The following is a 23,950-nucleotide window of genomic DNA, read 5'->3' as shown; positions in this document are numbered from 1 at the left end:
CAGATCGGTCCGGCTCCCGTACCCGGTACCGGCTCCCGTACAGGCTCCGGTACCGGTACCGGTCCGGCTCCCTCAGCCGTGGCTCAGCAGGAAGTCGACGTTCCGCGCCTCGGCGCCGCCGGTGCCCGCGGCGCGGCCGAGCGTGACCGGAACGGTCGTCGGTGCGTAACCGCTGGCGACCACCGTGTAGTGCTCGCCGGTGAGCCCCTCGAAGCGGAACGCGCCGTCCGCGCCGGTCACACACTGCCCGACGACATCGCCCGCCGAGTCCAGCAGCGCCACCCGCGCGTCCTCGACCGGCCGCCCTCCCTGGGCGCGCACGGTGCCGCGGACCTTGGCCGCGGGCCGCAGCTCGGCGTCGATCCGCGGGGGCTGCCCGTGGCCGGTGATCTCCAACTGCGCGGCGTGCGGACGGTGGCCCTCGGCGCTGATGGTCAGCGTGTACGAGCCGGGCGCGAGCTCGGGCAGCGCGAAGTCGCCCTTCTCGTCGGCGGTGGCCGTTGCGGCGACCGCGCCGTCGGGGCCGATCGCGGTGGCCGTCGCCCCGGTCAGCGGCCCGCCGCCGAGGGTCCGTACGGTCCCGGTGGGCCCGCCGCCTCCGGCCAGCCGCACGTCACAGGTGACGGGGGCGTCGGACAGCAGCAGCGTGGTCGCTTGCGGCTGGTGGCCCGGGGCGGAACCGATCAGGACGAAGCTGCCGGCGTCGGGCGCGGCCAGGGAGTACCGGCCGTCCGGGCCGCTGACCGTACGGCCGAGCTGGCGGCCGGTGTTGTCGATGAGGGTGAGGGCGGCACCCGCCAGCGGGGCGTCGCCGGTCCCGAGCACCCGGCCCTGGACACCGCCGCCGGTGAGGCGCGCGACGGCCGGGGCGGCCTCGGCCGGCGGGGCCGGCTCGGCGGACTCGGCAGGCTCGGCCGACACCGCGGGCTGAGCCACTTCGGCCACCTCGGCCACCTCGGCCGTCGGGGCGGCCGGGGCCGCGTCGGCCTCCTGGGCTGCCGGCGCCTGGGCCGTCTGCGGCTGGCCCGTCACGGGCGTACGGCGTCGGCTGGGCAGGAACAGGGTGATCAGCAGACCCACGGCGGCGGCCCCGCACGCGACGGCGAACGAGATCTTGAACCCGTCCGTGTTCGGCAGCGCGCGCGGGCCGAAGTTCGTGGTCTGGTGCGCCAGGATCACCCCGACCACCGCGCTGGAGGTGGACATGCCGATCGACCGCATCAGGGTGTTCAGCCCGTTCGCCGCGCCCGTCTCCGAGGCCGGCACGGCACTGATGATCAGGGTCGGCATCGCCGAGTACGCGATCCCGACGCCGACGCCGAGCGCGGTCGAGAGCACGGCGACCTGCCAGACGTGGTCCATCATCACGATGCCGCCGCCGTACGTGGCGCCGATCACGATCAGCCCGAGGATCAGCGAGACCTTCGGCCCGCTCGTGGCGTTGATCCGCGCGGACAGCGGCGAGACCAGCATCATCGCCACGCCCATCGGCGCGACGTACAGACCCGCCATGACCATCGACTGGCCGAGGCCGTAGCCGGTGGCCTTCGGCAGCTCCAGCAGCTGGGGGAGGATCAGCGACATCGCGTAGAAGGAGAACCCGACCATGATCGAGGCGAGGTTCGTCAGCAGCACCTGGCGGCGCGCGGTGGTCCGCAGGTCCACCAGCGGCTCGGCGGTCCGCAGCTCCACGAACCCCCAGACCAGCAGGATCACCGCGGCCGCGCCGAACAGCCCGAGGGTGGTGCCGCTGGTCCAGCCCCAGTCGCCGCCCTTGGTGATGGGCAGCAGCAGACAGACCAGACCGGCCGAGAGCCCGATCGCGCCGACGGCGTCGAACCGGCTGGGGGTCCGTACGGCGGACTCGGGGACGACGACGAGCACGAGGACGAGCGCGAGCACACCGAGCCCGGCGGCGCCGTAGAACAGCACATGCCAGTTGGTGTGCTGGGCGACGAACGCGGCGGCCGGGAGGCCGAGGGCGCCGCCGATGCCCAGCGAGGAGCTCATCAGGGCCATCGCGGAGCCCAGCTTCTTCGGCGGCAGCTCGTCGCGCATGATGCTGATGCCGAGCGGTATCGCGCCCATCGCGCCGCCCTGGATGGCCCGGCCGATCACCATGACCACCAGGTCGGAGGTGACGGCGCACACCAGCGAGCCGACGACCAGCAGCCCGAGGGCCACCACCAGCATCCGGCGCTTGCCGAACATGTCGCCGAGCCGCCCCATGACCGGGGTGGACACGGCGCCCGCGAGGAGGGTGGCGGTGATCACCCAGGAGGCGTTGGAGCTGGAGGTGTGCAGCAGCTGCGGCAGCTCGGTCACCAGCGGGACGACCAGCGTCTGCATCACCGAGACGGCGATGCCGCAGAACGCGAGCACGGCCACGAACCCGCCGCCCACCTCGCGCGGGAGCTGCTGCGAGGGCTTCTGGTCGGGCGGCGCGGGGCTCACCGGCTCGACGCGGGCTGCTGGAGCTGACGGGGACATTCGGCTGCCGCCTCCAAGCGGGTGTCCTGGTAGATGACCTGTCTGACCTGTCATATGAAAGGCATAAGGAAGGATGAGATGTGCATCCTACACATGGTGTGTATCGTGCACATGTCCTGCGACGAGCGGCCGGGGGACGAGGAGGAAGCGTGCTGGAGAGGCTGGAACGCGAGCTGATGCTGGTCGCCAGGTGCAACCTGCTGACGCCGCGGGACCGCAAGGGCCAGGGCAGACAAGGCGAACGGACCGAACAGGGCGACCAGGACGACAAGCGCGCCCCGGTCGGCCAGACCGATCAGACCGGCCAGAGCGGCCAGAGCGGCCAGACCGATCAGTCCGGCCAGAGCGGCCAGACCGATCAGTGCTCGGGCGACCGGCTCGACCGTTCCGCGTACTTCCTCCTCTCCTTCCTGGACACCGAGGGCGCGTTGTCCATCGGCCAGCTCGCCGACGCCTTGGGGCTCGACGTCTCGACCGTCAACCGGCAGGCCGGCGCCCTGCTCCGCGCGGGCCTGCTCGAACGCATCCCTGATCCCCAGGGCGGCCTCGCCCGCAAACTGCGCGCCACCGCCCTCGGCGCCGACCGCCTCGCCGCCGACCGGGAGCGCCGCCGCGCGGGGCTGGCGCGGGTGCTCGCGGGCTGGCTGCCCGAGGACGTGAGGCGGTTCGAGGACGCGCTGACGCGGTTCAACCGCGAGGTGGAGGCGGACGAGGGACGCTCGTGGCCACGCCCGGAGGACACACAGGAGACACAGGACACACAGCAGGCACAGGGCGCGTAGCGCGGCGCGGGGCCGTGAACCCGCACGGCCTGATCCCGCACAAGCCGGGCGACGGCGACCCGTGGGCCGACACCTGGTGCTACACGAATCCGATCTTCATCGAGGTGGCGGAGGGCTGAGGGAGGGAGCGGAATCGCCGGCCCGGGATCTGCGTTGACGTAAGTGGTAGAGGCGGGGGCGCGCCGACGCACGTACGCGAGCCCCGGCAACCACCACCGGAATCGTTACCGCAGGAGGGACCCGTCATGACGACCCATTCCCCGGGCACCGGCACCGGCAGGGGCACCGGTGCCCACCGCGTGGAAGTGACCCGCGGCACCCAGCACGTCACGGTCACGATCGACGGCCGCGTCGTCGCCGAGTCGCGCCGCCCACTGCTCCTCTTCGAGACCGGCCTGCCGGTCCGCTACTACCTGCCCCCGCAGGACGTGGACCTGTCCCTCTTCGAGCCGACCGACACGCACACCACCTGCCCGTTCAAGGGTGAGGCGGCGTACTGGACGTATCGGGGCGCGGAGGGTGGAAGCGGTCCGCGGAAGGATGTGGTGTGGGCCTACCCGGACCCGATCGACGCGGTAGCCGAGGTCAAGGACCATCTGTCGTTCTACGACACCGTTGCCGACATCTCGGTGAAGGAGGACGGCTGAAAGAAACGGATGGCGCGGCGGCGGGAACAGCTGTCGCGTGCACATCCACGCGTATTCCTGGCTGGGCGAGAAGGAGCTGTTCGACCGGGACGTGCTCCGCCGCCTGCCGGACCGCCCCAGGCCCCCGGTCACCCCGGAGGACCAGGAGCACCACCGGCAGCAGGTCGACGCCTTCAGGCGCTCCGAGCTGCCCCCGACGGAGACCGCGCACTGGCTGCTCAAGACCCCCCGCCTCATCCGCGAGACCTTCGAGGAGCCGAAGGACGCGGCCGCCTGGCTGGGCAGGCAGCTCACCGAGCACGCCCCGGGCTTCCACTCCCAGCAGGAAGCGGACACGACCCGGCTGGCCCGGCTGGTGGCCACGGCCGCGGACACGCTGACGCATGGGGGCGATGTGTCCGTGGGCTTCTACGTCGGCCGTACGTCGTTCCTGTCCCTGGCGCTGGTGACCTGCTCCCCGAACCGCTTCGCCCCCGGCGCACCGTGCCCCCGTGACAATGGGCCTTAGCGAACCATGGGCTGGGTCGTGGCGTCGGTGACGAGCGAGGCCCGTATGGGGTCGACGGTGACCGTCTGCGTCCCGCCACCGTGGTCCACCTTCCCCTCCGTACGCAGCCCCGTACCGTCCACGGTGCCGCAGACGACCGCGGTCAGGGCAGCCACCGTGGTCAGGGCGACGGCAGCGATCTGCACCGCGTGGGCACGGCATTCGGCGAAGGTGACGGGGCGCATGGCGGATCTCCTACGGGGAATCGGAGAAGCTGATTGCTACGACAACCACCCTGATCCCGGCCACTGCCGTACTACTGCCGCCCCACTAACGCTCCGCTAACGCCCCGCTAATGTCCTCCGGTTGTCCGCGCGCTCGTAGCGGGGTCAGTTGTCCTCCGGCACAGCGCTGTCGTCGTCCTGGTCCCGCCAGAAGGCGGGGCACTCCGTGTTCGCCGCCTTGGGAAGTTCGCTATTGAACAGCTCTCGCTCGTACTTGATGTGGCGGCCGGTGAAGTAGTTGACCTCGCCGTTGGGAAGGCCCGCGTCCACGATCAGCAGATGTTGGCCCGCCTTGAAGGGCTTTTCCTCCAGCCACTCGGGGTCGACGGTGTTGATTTCGATCTGTTTGGCTCCCTGTGCGGGTTTGATCCAGTCCCGCACGGCGAAGGTCACGACGACCTGGTGGGGCTGCGAGGCGTCGCGTACCGAGACCACCTCGCCCTCGGCGGCGATCCGGGCACAGGCGACCCACTCGACGCCCGTCAGGCCCTGGTCGTCGCCGATGGACGACCGGACCGGGGTGCCGTCCACCAGCCAGAAGATCAGCACCCCGACGCTCAGCGCCGCCGCGGCCGCGAGGACACCCCCGATCGTGCCTCGGCGCCGCCACCACATGGTGCGAGGAGCGGGTCGTGGCGGTGCGTCGGCTCGGCCGGCCTCCTTGCCGATCATTCGCAGTGCCAGCCGCAGATCGTTCTCTTCCGATTCCGTCAGCTCTGTCACATCAGTGGAGTCGGCCATCTCAGAACACCTCCATTTCGTGGAGTTGTGTCCGCAGCGCGGCAACGGCGCTGTGAAGTCGGCTTTTGACGGTGCCCTCCGGCACGTCCAGCAGCACCGCGATATCGCGCACGGGCAGATCCGCGTAGTAACGCAACGTCAGCACCTGCCGCTGCACGGCTGACAGCCCTCCAGCCCACGGGACACCGTCAGCGCGAGGACGCGATGGTCTTCGGGATGCTCCTCCGGAGGGCGCCGCGACCAGCGCGCCGCCAGCCGCTCGCGCAGGCCCGCGTCTCTGGTCCTGGCCCGGTGCCAGTCGACCGCGACCCGGGATGCGACCGCCGTGAGCCATGCCATCGGTTCGCGGATCTCCGGCTGCCCCGGCTTGGCCTGCTCCTCCAGCAGTTTCAGCCTGACTTGCTGAACCCCGTCGTCGAGCTGGTCCCAGGGCACACCGCCCAGGACGAGCATCGCGCGCACCCGCCGGACGTACTCCGGCTCGGTCAGCGGCGATAACTCGTCCGGGCCGACCGATCTTGCTTTGCGCCATCCGGCCATCCGCGGTCCCTCCTCGTTTCCCTGATGACGCAGCAACCCCGGCAAACGTTCACCCGAACTCGACTGCGCGGCCCCGGTCCCCGGGGCCGGCCTGGACTGTGCCGCCCTCGGGGCGCACGCTCCTCAGCCGCCGCAAGCCAAAGCGGCCCGCCAGATTCCTGGCGAGCCGCCCTTCGTGCTGCCGCTGGTGAGCGGCTCAGGTGAAGTTCACGTCGCTGCACAGGAAGTACGTCTGGTCCATGTGCGAGGCCTGCCAGATCGTGTAGACGACGTGGCGCCCGGTGTAGCCCGAGGTCTTGACGTCGATCGAGTAGTTCTGGCTGGGGCCGTACTTGCCGGTCTTGGCGACCTGTTGGAGGTCGCTCCACTTGAGCGGCTGGGTGGTGGGGTCGTAGCCCTGGCGGGTGACGTAGACCAGGAAGTAGTCCGCGCCGTGGCTGGCCTGGTCATACAGCTTTACGGTGAAGTTGTTGCTGATGTTCGTCGTCTGCCATGCGCCGACGGTGTCCAGGGAGTTGTAGCGGTTGCCCTCGGTGTGGCCGCCGCTGCACAGCTGGCCGTCGGGGACGACGGCCGGGAAGTTACCGGCGGAGCCGTTGCGGTAGAGGCCGTTCCAGTTCCACATGGCGTTCGGGTTGTCCTGCCAGGCCTGCCAGCACATGGGGTCTTTCTGTGCCATCTCAGGGTTCTGGAAGTCGTTCGCCCAGCGCAGCCAGCAGCCGTAGTTGCGGGACGCGGGGTCGATGACCGATCCGTGGGCGGAGGCGGTGCCGGTCCAGGGGATCAGAGCGAGCAGCGCGGCGGACAGCATGCCGAGGGCGCGGAGTGCCCAGCGTAAGGAGTGTCTGGTGTGATCATGACAATTCTTCATGGCCGATCTCCGTCGTCGGTGGGGGGATGGTGTCGATGGGTGCCGGGGAGGCCCGCGCGATGGGAGCGCTCCCATTTCGGTGAGGGTGCCCGGCGACACAGAGGCGAAACATGTGGTTCACCTATGGCCGGATCGGTCGGGAGCGCCGTCAGACCGAAGGGGCCCGCCGGGCGCGGCCGCGGACCATGTCACGCGGCACTCGCGCCCGACGGGCCCACCGCTCCCGGGCTTAGGCCAGGAGTCGGGTTTCGGCCGTCGGGGCGGGGTCGGCCCTCCGCCGCGCCCCACTGGATCAGCTTGCCCCCGGGCTCGAAGAGGCGCGGGGCGAGCACCTTGAGGTGGGGCGGTGGGGACTGGCGGGTGGGGGTCAGGAGGAGGGCTTCGACGCCGGTGAAGCGGTAGGCCCTCGGCGTTCATCGAGCTCCCCATGGTGCGCGCCTTCGTGGCCAACCCGGCCGAGGAACTCGACATCTACCCCGACGACACCCCCGAGCCCCCCGCCGCCCCCCGCCCCCGAAACCCGCCTCTCCCGCCGAGCCCAACGAGCCGCGGCGGCCCGCCGCCCCACCCACACCCTGATCGCCTCGATCACCCTGATCACCCCGATCACCGACAGCCCCTTCACCCGACCAAGGTGAAGGGGCTATTCGGGCTGCTCCCGGAGGTGTTCCTGAGCGGCTGCGCACCACAACCCTTCACCGCCGTGCGCAACCGACGCCGGGTCGGTCGTGTCCGCGGTTTCCTCCAGGAAGGCCAGGTGCTCCCGTCGGGCCTGGGCCAGGCTCAGCGAGCCGTTGGGGCCGCCCCGAACGATGTGAGCATCCTTGTCGTCCTGGCCGTCGTCCTCCCAGCCGCACTCCATACAGATCTCGAAGTTGGCGCGCTCCCGCAGAGTGCGGTGGCGGCAGCACGGACACGCGACGAGGGTCGCGTCATCCGGTATCGGCGGGACCAGCCGATCGTCAGTCGTCATACCGAAGATCCTCCGCCACGCCTCGTGCCCCACAAGCACAGCGCCTGGCTCGGCACCGAACCGGACTGGCTCATCCAGCCTCGACAACACGTACGCGTCGGGCACCTCGGATACTGTCCTGCCGGCAGCAGCGCCGCCGGACGGCGGCCGGCCCGCCAACTGGAGCGCCGACCCTGACCGACGCTCTTACCGTTCCTCGCAAAAAGGTGGCAACCGTGCCTGTCGCATCACGTTCGATACCTGACCGGGTCTTCTACGGCGACCTATCCGGCACGACGCGCCACCAGCGGCGTCGGCCGGCCGCCCTCCAGCCGGCGGCCGAGGCGGACCGCCCGGAGGCGACCAGATGAACGTCACACTGGCCCTCGCCAACAACGACGGCATGCTCGCCGTCCGTTTCCTGCTCGAACTCGTCTCGCTGGCCAGCGTGACGCTCTGGGCGTGGCGTACCGTGCCTTCGCCGTGGCGCTGGCTCGCGGTCGTCGCGCTCCCGGTCGCCGTGGGCTGGGCGTGGGGGACCTTCACCGTGCCGGACGACCCGTCCCGGTCCGGTGAGAGCGATATCCACACGCCGGGCCCGGCACGGCTGCTCCTCGAACTCGCCGTGTTCTTCGGCGCGGTGGCCACCCTCCACTTCGCCGGCCTGCGGCGCGCGGCCCGGTGGCTGCTGGCGGTTATGGTCGTCTACCAGATCCTCGCCTACGACCGCGTCGGCTGGCTGCTCAGCCACTGACCGCCCACCGCTCCTGCCCACCCCCCGGCCGACACCGCGCACGCAGCGCCCGCGCTCGGCGAGCCGTCGGCCCTTCGGGCCGCGGACTCCACGTCTCCACGTCGCCACGTCCTGCGGGTAGTTGTTCCGCCCGCCGACCGGGATCAGCTGGTCGATGACGTACAGCTGCCCCGCTTTCCACCGCCCCCAGGCCCCGGGTGCAACAGCCAGGCGCCGACTGCGAGAAAGAAGCAGTCCGCTCCGCCACAACTCAGCCTGCTGCCCCCAATATCCGAGGCCGCGTCCGGCAGCGCGCGAGGGGCGCGCCGTCAGATCTTGATGATGGTGACGCGTCCGCCGCACAGCGCCGCGAGGCCCTCGGGGTCGGAGTTGAGCACGGTGGCGGACCGGCTCGACGACGATGCGGGACAGCGTCCACTCCAACGCCGGCCGGTTGACCCGCGGGTGGACCACCTCCACGAGGCCGGCGGCACTGCTGATCACCCGCAGGTCATCGGCACGGGCCAGGGCGAGCCATCCGGTGACCGCGCGGGCTCGCAGTACGGCCCCGGCCAGTCCCTCGCTGTCGAGGACCAGGGTGCCGCCGGGTACGGCAGCGGAGCGCGTCACGCCGCGTTCCCTCCGCCGCGTGTCTGCCGCCTGCGGGCCTGCTGAAGGGGCGCAGCTCTCGGATTCCGTCACCGAGGTAGCGGGCGTGCGGCTCGCTGAGCGCGGCGGCGTGTTCGGAGAGGAGGCCGACGTACGCGTCGACCTTGAGGAAGTGCCCGGCGGGCAAGGCTGCCAGTAATTCGTGCACCGCCTTCGGCTGCATCCGGCCGTCGCTGCACGAAGACCCTGCGCTCAGCGAAACTGCTGATCACGGGTTCTCTCGGCACCTTACTCGTCCAAGGTGCCTCCGGCAGCGAGCGATGCGATCCGGGCGCTGTACGAGGTGGTCGAGAGCAATCACGTCTCGTTCGGCTGAGGCCGTTGCCCACCTCCGTGGCTTTGTGGCGGACTGGTCCCGGCGCAGGGACGAAGCCGAGGTACGCACGGTACGGAGCGGACCGGCCGCACCGGGTGCGGCCGGTCCGCTCGACCGCACGCGTCCTCACCGAGGTGGTCAGCCGGGCCCGTCACCGCGCGCCGGTGCCTTGAGCCGACCACCTAACGCTGCGCCGTGGCCTCTTCGACGCGGGTGACCCGGGCAGGTGCGAGCCGGTGGGGCTCTGTGCCCGCTTGTCGGTCAGCTGGGGTCCGACCCCGTACACCGCGCGTCTGAAGGTGTTCACCGGCCGCCCCCGGGCATTGCACGCGTTGGAGGTCAAGTCTGCCGAAGTCGTCGGCCCGCGCCCCCGGCCTCCCCTAGGCTGGCGGAGCACCAAGCGCACAACCACAGCAGAGCGGAAGAATCATGCGCGGCCTCACTGAGGGGAACCTCAAGATGCTGGCCGGCCCCCGTTCCTACGAGCGCGGGCTGGGCTACCTGGACGCGGTGTCCGGGGTCGAGGTCGGTGACGGCTGGGTCACCGCGCGTGTCCACGGCACGGAGCGGTACGAGGTGGAGCTGACGCTGGACGGGCCCGGCGGGCTGTCCGGCGAGTGCGACTGCCCGTACGGCATGGAGGGCAACTTCTGCAAGCATCTGGTCGCCCTCGGCCTGACGGTGCTCGCCCAGCGGGAGAGCCTGCCGCGGCAGCGGAAGGCGGCCCGGGACCGTGCGCAAGACCTTGACGGGTGGCTGTCCGGCCTGTCCAAGGACGAGTTGCTCGCTCTGGTGCGGGAACAGATCGGCGAGGACCGGCGGTTGCGGCGCCGCCTGGAGCTTCGGGCCGCGAGTGCTCGCGGAGACCTCGCCGCGGTCCGCGTCCGTATCCGCGATCTGCTGGACATCTCACCGTTCGCGCAGTACGGGTACGTCGAGTACGCCGATGCCCGCGCCTACGCCGACGAGGCCGGGCAGGTGGTGTCCGCGATAAGCGCTCTCACCGGATCTGGCCGGGCCGATGACGCGATCACCCTGGCGCGGGAGGCGATGCGGCTGCTGACCGAGGCCATGGAGAATGTCGACGACTCCGACGGCTCGCTCGGACAGGTCGGCACAGACCTCGCCGGCGTCCACCTCGAAGCGTGCCGTGCGGCGCGCCCCGATCCGAGGGAGCTCGCGCGCTGGCTGGTCGGCCATGCGCTCGGCGACATGGACGACGGCCTCACTGACATCGATCCGCTCGACTACGAGGACGTCCTCGGCGAAGAGGGGATGACCGTCCTGCGGAAGCTGGCGGTCGAGGCGTGGCGGGGCAACCGCCGCGGCTGGGCGGAGAAGTACCTGATGGAGCGTCTGGCCAAGGCGGGAGGTGACGTCGACGCGGTGATCGCCGTGCATGCGGCCGACCTCTCACCGAACGGCCACACACACCTGGTCATCGCCCGCGAGCTGGACACCGCTCGGCGCCCCGACGAGGCCCTGAGCTGGGCGGAACGCGGCATCCAGGGCGCCCGGGACCTCGCCGCCGTCGACACCGCCCTCGTCGACTACCTCTGCGACCGCTACGCGCAGGCGGACCGGCTCCCCGATGCCGTCGCCCTGCGCCGCGACCACTTCGGCGCCCGCCGCACCCTGCTCGCGTACCAGCAACTGCGAGTCGCCGCACGGGCCGCGGACTGCTGGCCGGCCGAGCGCGAGGGGGCGCTGGCCCTGCTGCGTGCCGATGCGGGGCGGCGGCAACAGGGCTGGTACGGCGGCCCTGTCCTGGTCGACGCCCTGCTCGACGACAAGGACCTCGACGCCGCCTGGCAGGCCGCCACCGAGACCGGCGCCGACGACCGGCAGTGGCTCACGCTCGCCGACCAAGCCCGTGCCGCGCGCCCCGCCGACGCGCTCGGCGTCTACCTGCGCCTGGCCGAACCCCTCACGAAGCAGACGGGCAATGCGACCTACGAGCAACTGACCAGCCTGCTGCTCAGCATCCGCGACTGCCACCGCCGCCTGGGTACCCAGGACGAGTTCACCACGTACCTCACCGCCCTGCGCGCCAACCAGAAGCGCAAACGCAACCTGATGCGGCTCCTCGACCAGCACGGTCTGTGAATCCACAACCGGCCCCCGAAAGCTGCGCCCGCACGACCGGAGCCGGTGGTGGGCAGCCGCCGCATGGCGTGGACCGCTTGCTGTGACGAGGCGCTGCCGCACGTTCGAGTGCCCGGCGAAGGGAACGCCGACGAGTCCGGAGCGGACAGCCGACCCTCGGCCGAGTCGGAGTGACGATACAGGGAAGATGCACGCCGCTCTGTTGGCGCGCGTACGCCTTCACCAAAGAGTGCGCCAGTCGAACTGTGCCTGGGCTCGAAGGCAATGTGACCGTCCACCACACCCTCAGCTTCCACTGAGCCGTACGGGGGTCCACCGTTCGGTGGACCTCAGGTTCAACTGTTTGCTGCTGTCGGCACCACACCCCGTACGAAGAGCATGAATGGCAGCGGGGCGCGCCTATCTCCCCCCGGTGATACGCCCCGCACCCCCAAGCCACCCCCTTTCCCAGGCCAAAGGACAGCCCATGGACGGGACACAGGACCCGCATGCTCGGCCGGTCGTCCGGCTCGACGCCGTCAGCAGGCTCTACGGCGGACCGAAGAACCGAGTGACCGCACTCGACAACGTCAGCATCAGTCTGCAGAGGGGTACTTTCACCGCCGTCATGGGCCCGTCGGGTTCGGGCAAGTCCACCTTCCTGCACTGCGCCGCAGGCCTCGACCGTCCGACATCGGGTGCGGTGCACCTGGACGGGGTGGACCTCGCCTTGCTGCGGGAGAAGGCCCTGACCAAGTTCCGCCGCGAGCGCATCGGCTTCGTCTTCCAGGCGTTCAACCTCCTTCCGGCACTGAGCGTGGTGGACAACGTGACACTGCCGCTGCGGCTGGCGGGCAAACGCCCCAAGAAGGCCGTCGTCGACGAAGTCCTCGAACAGGTCGGCCTGTCCGACAAGCGGCGCAGCCGTCCCGGTGAGCTCTCCGGCGGTCAGCAGCAGCGCGTCGCCATCGCGCGGGCGCTCGTTACACAGCCCGCGGTGATCTTCGGCGACGAACCGACCGGCGCCCTGGACACGCGCACCGCCGCCGAAGTGCTCATGCTGGTACGGCAGTCGGTGGACATGGTGGGACAGACCGTAGTGATGGTCACGCACGACCCGGTGGCCGCCTCGTACGCCGACCGCGTCGTGTTCCTGGCCGACGGCCGGCTCACCGGCGTAGTCGACCGGCCGACTGTCGAGCAGGTGACGGAGCAGTTGCAGAAGCTGGGCACCTGGGGCGACCCCTTCGGCATCCAGCGGACCGGACACGAGGTGCGCCGATGATCCGGATTGCGTGGCACACCCTGCGCCACCACATGAGCGGCTTCATCGTCTCGTTCGTGGCCCTGTTCCTCGGTGCCGTCATCGTCATCGGCTCCGGCGGGCTCCTGGAGACCGGGATCCACAACGCGGCGCCGCCGCACCGGCTGGCCGCCGCACCGATCGTCGTCACCGGCGACCAGCGCTACAAGTACACACAGAAAGACCTCGTCTTCCCGGAACGACTGCGTATCGAAGCCGAGTTGACGGAAAAGATCGTCAAGATACCGGGCGTTGCAGCGGCGGTTCAGGACATGTCCTTCCCCGCGGCCCTCGTCAAGGGCGGGAAGGTCACCGGCCACGGTTGGTCCTCCGCCAGGCTCTCCCCCTACCAGCTCACCGACGGCACGGCACCCACCGAGGACGGCCAGATCGTCCTGGGCAAGGCGCTCGCGGAGCGTACGGGGCTGACCACCGGCGAGCGGATACAGCTCCTCGTCCACGGCACACAGAAGGGCTACCAGGTCTCAGGCCTTGCCACCGGGCCGGACGACGGAGGCGACGTCTTCCTCGCGGACGCCGAGGCCGCCAGGGGCGCGGACCGCGTCGGCACGACCGACAACATAGGTGTCTTCCCGGCTTCCGGCGCGAACACTCAGGAGGTCGCCTCGGCCGTCCGCGCGGTCCTCGACGGCTCACCGATCACGGTACTGACCGGGGACAACCGCGGCCGCGCCGAGGACCCGGACGTGGTGGCCGACGGCAGCGACCTGATCCCGCTCGCCGCCGCCTTCGGCGGTCTGTCGGCGATGGTCACCGTGTTCGTGGTGGCCGGCACGCTGGGCCTCTCCATCCAGCAGCGGCAGCGCGAGATGGCCCTGCTGCGCACGATCGGTTCGACCCCTGGGCAGCTGCGCCGCCTCATCCTCGGCGAGACCCTGTTCCTCGCGGTCGTCGCCACCGGGCTCGCCACCATCCCCGGGCCCCGGTTCGGGCACTGGCTCCTGGACGCGTTCGCGGACGCGGGCGTGGTACCGGGGTCGATCGCGTACCGGGCCGGCTCCGTGCCGGTGATCGTCGGTGTGGGCACGGCCCTGCTCACCGCGATTGGTTCGGCGTACATCGCGGCACAGGCCGCGGCGCGCACCCGCCCGACCGAGGCGCTGGCCGAGGCCACGCTGCAGCGCCGCTGGTTCAGTGCGTTCCGGCTGATCGTCGGGCTGCTGTGCATGGCCGGCGGCGCGGCCCTCGCCTGGGGCACCGCGCGCTCGGCCGGGCCGGACGCGGCCGGTGTCGCCACGCCGGCGGCAATGGTGTGGGCGGCGGCGTTCGGCCTGCTCGGTCCTGTCGTCGTACGCGCCATGGTGGCCGTGCTGCGGCGGCCCGTCGGCATGGTGTCCGGGCTCGCCGGTGAGCTCGCCGCACACAACGCGCGGGCACGTACGGCACGCCTCGCCTCGGCCGTGATGCCGGTGATGCTGGCGAGCGGTCTCGCGGTCGGCCTGATCTACATGCAGACCACACAGTCCGAAGGCGCCGAGCGGGCGTTCGACGAGAACCTGCGCGCGGACGCGGTCGTGACGTCGGCCTCCGGCGGGCTGCCGCTCGACCTCGTCGACACGGTCCGCAGGCAGCCGGGGGTGGCGGCGGCGTCCGCGCAGATCCCCACGACCGGGTACATCGAGCCGGACGAGCCGATGCGCCCGAGCGAGGGAGAGGACGCGGGCCCGCAACCCACCGAGCTGTCGATGCAGGGCGTCACCCCACAGGGCCTGGACCGTACGACGGCTTACCACGCGGCGAGTGGCAGTCTCACCGCCCTCAGCGGCGACTCGGTGGCGCTGCCCGCCACGTACGCGAAGGACCGCAAGCTCGGCGACCTGGTCCCGATGCGGCTCGGCGACGGCACACAGGTCAAGCTGAAACTGGTGGCCACGGTCGAGGGACGGCGTGGTTACGAGACCGCGCTCGTTCCGGCGTCGGTGCTGGTCGGACACACGGACGGCGCGCTCGTGCCCCAGATCATGGTGACAGCATCGGCCGGCACCGACCGCGCCCGGCTCATGGCGTCTCTCGCCAAGTTGGCCGCGCTCCAGCCCGGCCTGCGGGTGTCGGGCACGGACGCGCTCAAAGCGGCGCAGGCGGAGGCGGACGAGACCCAGGCGTGGATGGCGTACCTGGTTCTCGGTGTCGTCGTCGGCTACGCGACGCTCTCCCTGATCAACACACAGGTCCTCGCGACGACGGAGCGGCGCAAGGAGTTCATGCTCCAGCGGCTCATCGGCGCCACGCGCCGCCAGGTACTGCAGATGATGACGGTCGAGGCGTCCCTGGTGGCCCTGGCCGGCATCGTCCTCGGCCTCCTGGCCGCGGGGGCGACGCTGGTACCGCTTAGTATGAGCGTCCTCGGCACGGCGCTACCCGGCGGCTCCCCGTGGATCCTCGTCGTGGTCCTGGCCGCGGCGGCAGCACTGACCCTGACGACGACGCTGCTGGCGGCGGGGGCCGTGCTGCGAGGCCGCCCTGGGGACATGGCGGGTATCAAGGACTAGTGCCGACTGGTGCCGACTGGTGCGGACTGGTGTCGCATCGAGGATCATTCGCCCCACTGGTGAGCGCACCGTCGGCTTCGAGGACAGTCGCGTGAGCCGTAACTCCGCTCGCTCTCGCTCCCAGCAACGCCGAAATGGCTCACCCCCGGAATCGGTGGGCTGACCCGAACGGACCATCGGTCGCTACTCAACTGCCCTATGTACGAGGTGAATCAATTGACTCAGTGGCAGCAGCCGGGCGACCGGCCCACCCTGGATCGGATCCGCCGTTGGAACATGGCGTGCTGGATCCTGCTCGGCCTGCTGCCGACGGCCGTCGCCGTGCTCGACGAGTCGCCGGCCCGGAAGTACGGAACGCTCGGCCTGCTCGTCCTGGTCGCCCTGTGCCACATCGTTGTCCTGACCCGCCCGGACAACCCCGTCCTGGGCCGCCGTGCCTACCTCGCCGTCCTCGCCCTCGTCCTGGGCGCGACGTCCTACTCCCTGGACGGCGTCGCCGCCCTCTACGTGATGTCGCTGCCGCAGTTCTGGCTCTACACTCGCGCCCCGCGCGACGCGGTCACGCTCAGCGGGGCGGCCGCCGTGCTTGCCGTGTTCGGCGGCGCGATCGGCCAGAACTGGAGCCCTCAATTCCGCACCGGCAACCTGGTGGTTACCGTGGTCGCCTACGTCGCCGGGGCGGGCCTGGGCCTGTGGGTGCACCGGTTCGTCGACCAGAGCAACGAGCGGCAGGAACAGTTGACCGCCGAACTCGCCAGTACCCAAGAGGAGTTGGCGGCGGCCTATCAGCGGCAGGGGGCGGCCGAGGAGCGCGAGCGCCTTGCCCGGGAGATCCACGACACCCTCGCCCAGGGCTTCGCCTCCATCGTGGTGCTCGCGGAGGCCGCTCGTGCCGCCGCCGACGGCGACCCCGAACGCTGCGCCCAGCAACTCATCTCCATCGAACAGACCGCCCGCGAGAACCTGGCCGAGGCCCGGGTCCTCGTCGGCTCCGTCCCCAAGGGCGCAGTCGCGGCCGGCTCGCTCGCCGCCACCCTGCGCAGAACCCTGGACCGCTTCACGCAGGACACCGGCCTCACCGCCACCGCCGAACTGCCCGACATCGACCTGGACCAGCACACCCGCGTCGCCCTGCTGCGCTGCATGCAGGAGTCCCTCGCCAACATTCGCAAGCACTCCGGCGCCTCCACCGTCGGCGTGCTCCTCAGCGCATCGCAGGGCGTAGTAGAGCTGGAGATCACCGACGACGGCCACGGGTTCGTCGTCGAGGACGCCCGCGGCTTCGGCCTCGACGGCATGCGGCGACGGCTCGCCGAACTCGACGGCGAGCTCACCGTCACCAGCTCTCCCGGGGAAGGCACCCGCGTCCTCGCCACCCTTCCCACCCACAGTCAGGACCGACCATGACCGACACTGTGACCGACAACGTGAACGACCGGATCCGTGTGGTCGTGGTCGACGACCACACCGTGATGCGCGCCGGAGTCGTCGCCCTGTTGACCGCCGAGCCCACCATCGAGATCGTCGGCGAGGCCGACGACGGACGCGCCGGCGTCGACCTGGTCGAGCGACTTGTTCCCGACATGGCCCTGGTCGACCTGCGCATGCCGGTGCTCGACGGGGTGGCCCCACCGCCGAGATCGTCGCCCTGCCGGTGCCGACGCGGGTGCTGATCCTCACCACGTACGACACGGACGCCGAGATCGAACGGGCCGTGGAGGCCGGTGCCGTCGGCTACCTGCTCAAGGACACCACCCGTCAGCAGCTCGCCGACGCCATCCGCTCGGCCGCGCGCGGCGAGACGGTCCTCGCCCCCAAGGTCGCCGAACGCCTCGTGGCCAGGATGCGCCGCCCCGAGCCGGTCGCCCTGACCGCCCGCGAGCGGGACGTGCTACACGCGGTCGCCGACGGCCTGTCCAACGCCGAAATCGGCCGCCGCCTGGTCATCGGAGAGGCCACCGTGAAGACCCACCTGCTACGGGTCTTCGCGAAACTCGACGTCAGCGACCGCACGCGGGCCGTCGTCGTGGCACTGGAACGAGGGCTGATCGTGCGATCCTGAGCGACGAGCGTCCCTGTTCGGGTGTGTCTTCGGGAGATGTGGGAGATGCCGAGGGCGGGCGGGCCGTAGGTCCGCGGTACTTACCGGGGCCGTCAGCCCGTGTCAAGGAAGTCCTGGGATGATTGGCGTCAGGGCGGCAGTTTCGGCAGAGTGGATCGTATGGCTGCACGAGAACCAAGCGCGCACGCTGGCTGGTCACCATCCGCCGGAAAAGCGTTCCTATGGATTGGGTATCTCCCGGGGGTACCGACCTGCGCAAGAACTTGTACCAGACCTGACCTGCGTGAACACGGAAAGCTGAGGGGCTGACAGAGTATTTCTGTCGGTCCCTCAGCTGCTGAGTTCGCCCAAGAAGGCCCTGACTTGCACCTTTCCTTGCGCAGGTGGTGCCCCCGGCGAAGGACTCAGTAAATGGGGACAAACTGATCCATTGGTGGGCGGTGAGCTGGTGATTGAGACAGCCGTCCCGGTGAAACGAGCGGGCACGTAGCCGATCGGGCCTTCGGCCGTTGCGCACGGGGCCGCCCTTCGTGGCCCCCTGCCGCGCCCCCTGTCACGCAACCTGATGCGGCTCCTCGACCGGCACGGCCTGTGAAGCGCAGCCGGTCCCTGGAAGCGGCGCCTGTACGACCGGAGCCGCCGCGCGGCGTGGAGCGCGGAGGGGCGCATTACCGTGGCGGAGTGAATGGGCTTCCGCCGTACGGGCATGGGGCAGGGCAGCGGCTATCGCAAGCTGCCCTGCCGCCAAGGGCCCATGTCATGGCTGCCAGGAGGCGACGACATCCGCTGCTCCCCAGAGCAGATCGATCGTCGAGGTGTCCAGCTGTTCGGCAGCACCGGACAGCGAAACGACAGCCAGCCCGGTACTGCCTGCAATGAAGCCGGGCACGTGTCCCGCGCCTTTCTGAAGGGCCACGAGATCGTGCTGGTCGAACGGTGACGCCAGCCATTTGATCGACCCGGTGAAGAACAGTCGTTCAGCGACAGGCGACCTGTCCGCGCCGATCAGGTCGATTTCGGGGTTGAACTGACGATTCCACCAGCCGCCCACCACCTCCGCCTCGGGCCACGGCAGAGCGCCGCTCGCCGCGGCGATCTCCAGCGACTCGCGGATGAGGGGCTCGACGGCACGTCCCCGCCAGGCGTTCCAGCGACGCTGCACCAGCTGGAAAGCGGCTTCCGGACGTCCGCGCAGAGCCAGCTGCTGTGCGGTGCGCAGTACAGCGAAGTACAGCCGAAGGTTGCTGTCCGCTACTCGATAGAGGGCCGGCTTGCCGGCCTTGGTGGACAGCGGACTGTCGGCGGCGAGCACGCGCTTCTCATCCGTGAGGCGGCGCAGGAGGGGCGAGAGAGCGCCGGATGGCAGGGCTCCGCTCTGGCTGCCCGCCGCGGCGGCGATGTTTGCATGCGTACGGTCCCCGCTGCCGACCGCCTCCAGTACACGGCGTGCCTGGTCCGGAGCGGGGAACTCGGCCATGAGGGCCGAATCCGGGATGCTGAACAGCGGTGAGGCCGGATCGGCGCATTCGGCCTCGATGAACGTCAGGGCGGGTGTGCCGTGCGGCCAGGCGCGGATGATACCGGGAAGGCCACCGGACACGAGGTGCGCGTCGATGGCTTCCGAAGGGCGCAGACCCAATGCCCTCCCCGTCTCGGCCGGGTTGAGCGGCCCCAGCACCAGGTTGTCGGCACGGCCGTAGAACGGGCGGTCGTAGGCGGTGAGCCGTTCCATCATGTGCAGGTCGCTGCCCAGCAATATCAACAGCACAGGCCGACTGGACAGCAGGCGGTCCCACGCGGTCTGCAGCGTCCCGTCGAAGACCGGATCCTGCTCGGCGAGCCAGGGGAGCTCGTCGAGTACCACGATGGACGGTTCCGCGGGCAGTACGGAAGTGAGTACCCGGAACGCGTCGGCCCAGCTCGCGGAGGTATGCACCGGAACCAGCTCACGGTCCGGCGGCAGCGTCGACTCGCGAAGCTCGTCGAGGAAAGCCGTCACCCCTTCGACGGGTGAGGCACCCTTGATCGCGGAGAAGAAGACATATGGCGCCTGCGCCTGGTCGCAGAACTCCTGAACCAGCCGCGATTTGCCGACCTGTCGCCGTCCTCTTATGGCGACAGCGATGCCCGTACCCGTTTGGGTGACGCGGTCGAGTCGTTTGTGGAGCAGCTTGAGCTCGGCAGAACGGCCGATGAAAGGTGCGGGGGACGGTGCGGTCATGAAGGTCCGCTTCCAGGTAGAATCAGTTTACGTAAATCTATTTTACCTAAATCTCTCTGCGTTGCCACACCGAGGCACAGACCGCCCGTCGTGCGGACGCAGGTCTGGTCGCACCTCTGCCCGGGGTGCCACCAGCACCACTACGAGATCGGCCCACCAGCAGCGGTCGATCTGTTGAGCATTTACCGCTTGTTACCAGCTGGTCTCTGATAGTTGTCTTGATCGAGGAACGGGCTTCATGCCCGGCGCAGCGCCTTCCGAGCGCTGCAGGGGAGGGGGGATCTGCATGGGCGCCATGACGCGCGACGAGGTCATCGCCATCGAGCAGAAGGCAGTCGACCGCGCCTACCGCTGCTACTCCGAGCGGCTGAAGGAACTTTCCGGCTTCTCGGTCGCCTCGGCCTCTGCCAGTGGCAAGGACAGCGTCGCCAACCGGCTGGAGGTCGAGGCGCGGGCTGCGTCATATGGCGGTCTAGGCGAGGAGTCGCTGGTCATCGGCCGCATCGACGCGCAGGAGGGACCTGGCGACGAAGCCGAGACGTGGTACGTCGGCAGGCGTGCCGTCTCCGACGTCCTCACCCGCGACATAGTCGTCGTGGAGTGGACCAACGCAATGGCGAAGAAGTGGATCGAGGCGCTCCCTGATACTCCGGGCGACGTGCTTCTGCGCCGCAAGCTGCACTGTGCACAGCACGTCGTCCAGGACTTCCTCGACGAAATCGCGGGACCGACCGGGCCGTCGGCGCAGGATGCCGACCCGAAGCCGACGCCCGCCGACGTACAGCAACAGGGGAAAGCACACCCGCCCGTTCCCACTCCCGTCGATGTCACCCGCATCCAGCGCCGGAAGCCCCAGCCGCTCGATGACTTCCTGCTGCGAGAACTCCAGCGCTCGCGCGGCGGCGGCATGCGGGACATCGTCGAAACCATCCGCCGGGACCAGATGGCCCTGGTCTCCGGATCTCCATCGGACGTCCTCGTCGTGCAAGGTGGCCCGGGTACGGGCAAGTCGGCTGTCGGTCTGCATCGCGTGACCTGGCTCGTCAACAACGAGCACTTCAAGGCCCAGGACATCCTCGTCATCGGCCCACACCAACAGTTCCTCGAGTACGTCAGCCGGGTGCTGCCGACGCTCGGCACCCGCAACGTGAACGCCGTGCAGGTGCGCCACCTGTGGGACGGGGGCGAGATCGTGGGGACCGACACCGCCAAAGCCCGGCTGGTGAAATCCGACGAGCGTATGGCCGCCGTTCTGCGGCGTCGAGTGGAGCAGGAATGCCGCCCGGCGGCCATCGACGAGTTCACCACCACCGCCACGTACAAGGACGCCAAGCCCGAACTCACCATTGCCATCGGCCGGACGACGCTGCGCGTGCCGCGTTCGGAGGTGCTCGAGCTTCTGGACGAGGCTCGCGGTGGTGACGGCTCATACCGGGAGCGTCGTGAACGGTTTCGGAGCCTGGTCGTCGACCGCTTGCTGAGCGAACTGCTCACTCAGGCTCCGCGCCGCAGCCGCGACGACACGATCCGCCGCGATCTGCAGCGCAATCGGCAGGTCGAGCGCCTCATCGAGCGGGTGTGGCCGTCGCCCGGCGCCAGAGAGGCGCTGCGGACCCTCTACCACTCGCCCGATCTCCTGCGTTCCTGCGCCGAGGGGATTCTCGACGACGAGGAACAGGGTGCGCTGCGCCGGCCCCGCGCCGAAACAGCCGACGCGGAACCCTGGACGCTCGATGACCACGTGTGCCTCGAAGAGCTCCGCCACTTGATCAGCGGGGAGACCCCGCAGCGTTACGGGCACATCGTCATCGACGAGGCCCAGGACCTGACGCCCATGCAGGCCCGCTCACTGCGGCGCCGGTCGGCGGCGAACGGATCCATGACGGTCCTGGGAGACCTCGCCCAGGCGACTGGCCCCCACGTGTACACGGACTGGCACCGGATCGGCGACCTGCTCTCCGACCACGGAGACTGGCGGGTCGACGAGCTGAAGACGAGCTACCGCGTGCCGACCGAGATCATGGATTTCGTCTCCCCGCTGGCCCGCACGATCGCACCCGCGTTGCCCCGACCGCGGGCGGTGCGCGCGGCGGGCGGTGCCGCCGTGCAGATCGTGGAGACCGAGCCGTGGCGGCTCTTGGAAGAGACCGTGGTCCAGGCCACCCGCCTCGTCGGCACGAACGACGGGCGCACCCTGCGCTCCGTGGCTGTTATCGTCCCCGACGACTCCGGCTGGCTCGGTGAGATCAGCCGCCAGCTCGACCAGGCCGAGAGCGTCAGCGAGCTTCAACGCGAGGTGGTGTCCGTTCTGCCCGCAGCTCAGGCCAAGGGCATGGAGTACGACCACGTTCTCGTCATCGAGCCGACGACCATCGCGGATCGGGGACCGGCAGGGTTGCGTCAGTTGTACGTCGCCCTGACCCGCAGTACCCAGACTCTGACCGTCCTGCACGCTTCTCCGCTTCCCGCGGCCCTCACGAACACGGTCGACGCTGGTTCTGCCAGCGCCACGGCAGAACCGGAGCCGAGTACCGGCCTCCCCGAGATCGGCACCGACGTCCGGGTCCGGGTGCTGGAGCCGGGACCCGGCGGGCGCTACAAGGTCCGGGCCTTGTCCCCCACGATGGACGTACCCCTCGTCCTGACCGTGCGACACGGGTCGGTTCCGCCCCGTCGGGGCGAGGAGCTGGACTGCTGGGTGTTCGCCCACGAGACGAGCCACTGCCTGGTCACCGCAGACCAGAGGGGGCGTCATCCGATCTCGCCCCGCATGGCGGAGCGGTACGTGGCCGCGCTCGGGGTCCTCCACGAGCTGATCGAAGGTGCGGCGCCGCAGGACGCCCGTGACCGCCTGTCCGAACTGAAGGGCATGGCCAACCGCGTCCTCCGCCGCGACCAGGCGGACTGGGTGGACGTACGGCGCGTGCTCGGATCCCCTGACAGGAACCGCCTCGGCCTGCTGCGCAATCTCGCGACCAGCACGCACCGGGCCCTCAAGGACGACAATTTCGACGTCAGCCGGCTTCGGGACGACTTGACGAACTCTGGCTGGCTGCCCGCCTTGGCCGAAGCCCGCGAGGAACTCCAGCGTCGCCTGGCCTCAACGGCCGAACCGCCGTCGGGGACAACTGTATCCCCCGCCGGCCAGCAGCCTGAGCAGAAGGAAAACGAACCCATGACCACCGTCGACATGCCCGGTCCGACAGCACCTGTCGAGAAGCCGCTGCTGCTGGCATTGGAGACCCAAGCGGCAGCCGACCGGACATGCAAGAAGCACGAAGCGGTACGGCACACGCTGAAGGCGGCTTTGCTCTGGGCGGACCTGCAGCCCGAGGATTCCCCGATCGCGGACGTCAGCTGTGTGACTGACGATGGCCACCTCCTGTACGAGGTTCTCGGGTCCGGAAACTCGTCGTACGCCGATCTGCGTGCCGGGGCGGTACGACTCATGGAGATCAACCACGCTCTGCCGTCCACTGCGGACCGGCTCTACCTGGTTCTCTCCGAACCACCCGCCGAGGACTGGTCAGCTGCCACCGTGCGCGAGGTCTTCGGCGTTCACGTCCTCTGGCGAACTGCGGACGGCTGGGCCGGCCAAGACGCAGCCACTGCCTTGAACCCTGGCCGGGCATAGCGCGCAGCATCGCCGCAGTAGCCCAAGCATGGCTTCGCTACTCGGCGCGGACGTGCTCGCTGGACATCGAGAAGGGCTGGCGTGCCGCAGATCTCGCGGCCAGGGTGCTCGGGGTGCGGTGCGGCAGCGTTCTCCCCATAGCACCAAGGATGGCGTGGCAGGAGCAGGACTACAGGGCGGCCGCCGGCCGATGCCAGGAGCTCACCGGTAATCGGCTGAGCCAGCAGGCGTGAGCGCTGAGCGAACCGGGTTTCCTCGGGTGCCCGAGCCGGATGCAGAAGGGCGCATCGTCGAGATTCGATACTGATCATGCGATGAGCCGGGGCCAGGGCATCGTTGAGACGTTCACCGCGGAGACGACCCCCCGCTTCGGCTGGCAGATCTTAGGAAGGCCAGTTTCGGCTGGTCTACCTGACAGGCCTGGGCTCTGGCCACGGGCCCGGCCCGACGCGGCGGGTGGCCCGCGAACAGGAGGCCCGCACCTACGGCGGCTACTTCTGCTTCGACCGGGCGCGCACCCTGCTGGGCGACACCGGTCCCGAGCGACCAGACGCGCGGGGCAAGGGATACGGGCGCGGCTGAGCGCCGACTGAGAGGGGATGACGGACTTCCGGTCCCTGTTG

General features: G+C 70.0%; 17 protein-coding genes and 3 pseudogenes. 12 read left to right on the top strand and 8 right to left on the bottom strand.

Annotation, left to right across the window (positions count from 1 at the left end):
* Positions 1–72: 72 nt before the first annotated feature.
* Positions 73–2,490: an MFS transporter gene (locus ACWY4P_RS18145; protein WP_456211588.1), complete on the bottom strand. Its 2,418-nt coding sequence runs from the start codon at positions 2,488–2,490 to the stop codon at positions 73–75.
* A gap of 149 nt (positions 2,491–2,639) precedes the next feature.
* Here ACWY4P_RS18145 and ACWY4P_RS18140 point away from each other — a divergent pair, with 149 nt between their 5' ends.
* The 3 genes from ACWY4P_RS18140 to ACWY4P_RS18130 all read left to right on the top strand — a co-directional run bounded on the left by ACWY4P_RS18140 (position 2,640) and on the right by ACWY4P_RS18130 (position 4,427).
* Positions 2,640–3,272, top strand: coding sequence for a MarR family winged helix-turn-helix transcriptional regulator (locus ACWY4P_RS18140; RefSeq protein WP_456211587.1), 633 nt, complete (start codon positions 2,640–2,642; stop codon positions 3,270–3,272).
* 245 nt (positions 3,273–3,517) lie between these two features.
* Entirely contained in the window at positions 3,518–3,919 is a 402-nt protein-coding gene (locus ACWY4P_RS18135) for a DUF427 domain-containing protein (RefSeq protein ID WP_456211586.1), read from the top strand.
* Positions 3,920–3,956: 37 nt separating this feature from the next.
* Positions 3,957–4,427, top strand: coding sequence for a hypothetical protein (locus ACWY4P_RS18130; RefSeq protein ID WP_456211585.1), 471 nt, complete (start codon positions 3,957–3,959; stop codon positions 4,425–4,427).
* Here the strand turns inward: ACWY4P_RS18130 and ACWY4P_RS18125 are convergent.
* The 5 genes and pseudogenes from ACWY4P_RS18125 to ACWY4P_RS18105 form a co-directional block, all read right to left on the bottom strand.
* Positions 4,424–4,651, bottom strand: a complete 228-nt coding sequence (locus ACWY4P_RS18125) for a hypothetical protein (protein ID WP_456211584.1) — start codon at positions 4,649–4,651, stop codon at positions 4,424–4,426. The genes ACWY4P_RS18130 and ACWY4P_RS18125 overlap by 4 nt on opposite strands.
* 144 nt (positions 4,652–4,795) lie before the next feature.
* Positions 4,796–5,431, bottom strand: a complete 636-nt coding sequence (locus ACWY4P_RS18120) for a hypothetical protein (protein ID WP_456211583.1) — start codon at positions 5,429–5,431, stop codon at positions 4,796–4,798.
* A gap of 1 nt (position 5,432) precedes the next feature.
* A pseudogene (locus tag ACWY4P_RS18115) lies at positions 5,433–5,971 on the bottom strand (RNA polymerase sigma factor).
* A 196-nt stretch (positions 5,972–6,167) separates the two neighbouring features.
* Positions 6,168–6,842: a lytic polysaccharide monooxygenase auxiliary activity family 9 protein gene (locus ACWY4P_RS18110; protein ID WP_456211582.1), complete on the bottom strand. Its 675-nt coding sequence runs from the start codon at positions 6,840–6,842 to the stop codon at positions 6,168–6,170.
* Positions 6,843–7,485: 643 nt separating this feature from the next.
* Positions 7,486–7,815: a CPCC family cysteine-rich protein gene (locus tag ACWY4P_RS18105; protein ID WP_456211581.1), complete on the bottom strand. Its 330-nt coding sequence runs from the start codon at positions 7,813–7,815 to the stop codon at positions 7,486–7,488.
* 346 nt (positions 7,816–8,161) lie between these two features.
* Between ACWY4P_RS18105 and ACWY4P_RS18100 the strand changes: the two genes are divergently transcribed.
* Positions 8,162–8,548 carry a YrdB family protein gene (locus ACWY4P_RS18100; protein WP_456211580.1) on the top strand — a complete coding sequence of 129 codons (387 nt, stop codon included), beginning with the start codon at positions 8,162–8,164 and terminating at the stop codon, positions 8,546–8,548.
* 308 nt (positions 8,549–8,856) lie between these two features.
* On the opposite strand, the pseudogene ACWY4P_RS18095 reads toward ACWY4P_RS18100, so the two are convergent.
* Positions 8,857–9,157 (bottom strand): annotated as a pseudogene (locus tag ACWY4P_RS18095) (DNA-binding protein).
* A 784-nt stretch (positions 9,158–9,941) separates the two neighbouring features.
* Between ACWY4P_RS18095 and ACWY4P_RS18090 the strand changes: the two are divergent.
* From ACWY4P_RS18090 to ACWY4P_RS18070, 5 genes and pseudogenes are all read left to right on the top strand, one after another.
* Positions 9,942–11,618 carry an SWIM zinc finger family protein gene (locus tag ACWY4P_RS18090; protein ID WP_456211579.1) on the top strand — a complete coding sequence of 559 codons (1,677 nt, stop codon included), beginning with the start codon at positions 9,942–9,944 and terminating at the stop codon, positions 11,616–11,618.
* A gap of 466 nt (positions 11,619–12,084) precedes the next feature.
* Positions 12,085–12,882, top strand: coding sequence for an ABC transporter ATP-binding protein (locus ACWY4P_RS18085; protein ID WP_456211578.1), 798 nt, complete (start codon positions 12,085–12,087; stop codon positions 12,880–12,882).
* Positions 12,879–15,410: an FtsX-like permease family protein gene (locus ACWY4P_RS18080; protein WP_456211577.1), complete on the top strand. Its 2,532-nt coding sequence runs from the start codon at positions 12,879–12,881 to the stop codon at positions 15,408–15,410. The genes ACWY4P_RS18085 and ACWY4P_RS18080 overlap by 4 nt, the downstream gene beginning before the upstream one ends.
* A gap of 216 nt (positions 15,411–15,626) precedes the next feature.
* The gene (locus tag ACWY4P_RS18075) at positions 15,627–16,817 is read left to right on the top strand and encodes a sensor histidine kinase (RefSeq protein WP_456211576.1); all 1,191 of its coding nucleotides are present in this window, start codon (positions 15,627–15,629) and stop codon (positions 16,815–16,817) included.
* A pseudogene (locus ACWY4P_RS18070) lies at positions 16,814–17,472 on the top strand (response regulator). Before ACWY4P_RS18075 ends, ACWY4P_RS18070 begins: the two are co-directional and overlap by 4 nt.
* 757 nt (positions 17,473–18,229) lie before the next feature.
* Here the strand turns inward: ACWY4P_RS18070 and ACWY4P_RS18065 are convergent.
* Positions 18,230–19,693, bottom strand: coding sequence for an ATP-binding protein (locus ACWY4P_RS18065; RefSeq protein ID WP_456211575.1), 1,464 nt, complete (start codon positions 19,691–19,693; stop codon positions 18,230–18,232).
* Positions 19,694–19,979: 286 nt separating this feature from the next.
* Between ACWY4P_RS18065 and ACWY4P_RS18060 the strand changes: the two genes are divergently transcribed.
* From ACWY4P_RS18060 to ACWY4P_RS18050, 3 genes are all read left to right on the top strand, one after another.
* The gene (locus tag ACWY4P_RS18060; RefSeq protein ID WP_456211574.1) at positions 19,980–23,327 is read left to right on the top strand and encodes a HelD family protein; all 3,348 of its coding nucleotides are present in this window, start codon (positions 19,980–19,982) and stop codon (positions 23,325–23,327) included.
* A 104-nt stretch (positions 23,328–23,431) separates the two neighbouring features.
* Entirely contained in the window at positions 23,432–23,560 is a 129-nt protein-coding gene (locus ACWY4P_RS18055; RefSeq protein ID WP_456211573.1) for a hypothetical protein, read from the top strand.
* A 223-nt stretch (positions 23,561–23,783) separates the two neighbouring features.
* On the top strand, positions 23,784–23,909 hold the full coding sequence (locus ACWY4P_RS18050; RefSeq protein ID WP_456211572.1) for a hypothetical protein: 126 nt from the start codon (positions 23,784–23,786) through the stop codon (positions 23,907–23,909).
* The last annotated feature ends 41 nt before the right edge of the window (positions 23,910–23,950 follow it).

Source organism: Streptomyces sp. LZ34 (assembly GCF_053890475.1).
The sequence above is the reverse complement of the archived record's forward strand: the minus strand, read 5'-3'. Positions and strand labels throughout refer to the sequence as shown.

What these genes read in the sequence shown, in the direction of transcription:
- ACWY4P_RS18145 (WP_456211588.1), bottom strand. Translation starts at nt 2,490, where the DNA reads ATGTCCCCGTCAGCTCCAGCAGCCCGCGTCGAGCCGGTGAGCCCCGCG.
- ACWY4P_RS18135 (WP_456211586.1), top strand. Translation starts at nt 3,518, where the DNA reads ATGACGACCCATTCCCCGGGCACCGGCACCGGCAGGGGCACCGGTGCC.
- ACWY4P_RS18125 (WP_456211584.1), bottom strand. Translation starts at nt 4,651, where the DNA reads ATGCGCCCCGTCACCTTCGCCGAATGCCGTGCCCACGCGGTGCAGATC.
- ACWY4P_RS18120 (WP_456211583.1), bottom strand. Translation starts at nt 5,431, where the DNA reads ATGGCCGACTCCACTGATGTGACAGAGCTGACGGAATCGGAAGAGAAC.
- ACWY4P_RS18110 (WP_456211582.1), bottom strand. Translation starts at nt 6,842, where the DNA reads ATGAAGAATTGTCATGATCACACCAGACACTCCTTACGCTGGGCACTC.
- ACWY4P_RS18105 (WP_456211581.1), bottom strand. Translation starts at nt 7,815, where the DNA reads ATGACGACTGACGATCGGCTGGTCCCGCCGATACCGGATGACGCGACC.
- ACWY4P_RS18100 (WP_456211580.1), top strand. Translation starts at nt 8,162, where the DNA reads ATGAACGTCACACTGGCCCTCGCCAACAACGACGGCATGCTCGCCGTC.
- ACWY4P_RS18090 (WP_456211579.1), top strand. Translation starts at nt 9,942, where the DNA reads ATGCGCGGCCTCACTGAGGGGAACCTCAAGATGCTGGCCGGCCCCCGT.
- ACWY4P_RS18085 (WP_456211578.1), top strand. Translation starts at nt 12,085, where the DNA reads ATGGACGGGACACAGGACCCGCATGCTCGGCCGGTCGTCCGGCTCGAC.
- ACWY4P_RS18080 (WP_456211577.1), top strand. Translation starts at nt 12,879, where the DNA reads ATGATCCGGATTGCGTGGCACACCCTGCGCCACCACATGAGCGGCTTC.
- ACWY4P_RS18065 (WP_456211575.1), bottom strand. Translation starts at nt 19,693, where the DNA reads ATGACCGCACCGTCCCCCGCACCTTTCATCGGCCGTTCTGCCGAGCTC.
- ACWY4P_RS18060 (WP_456211574.1), top strand. Translation starts at nt 19,980, where the DNA reads ATGGGCGCCATGACGCGCGACGAGGTCATCGCCATCGAGCAGAAGGCA.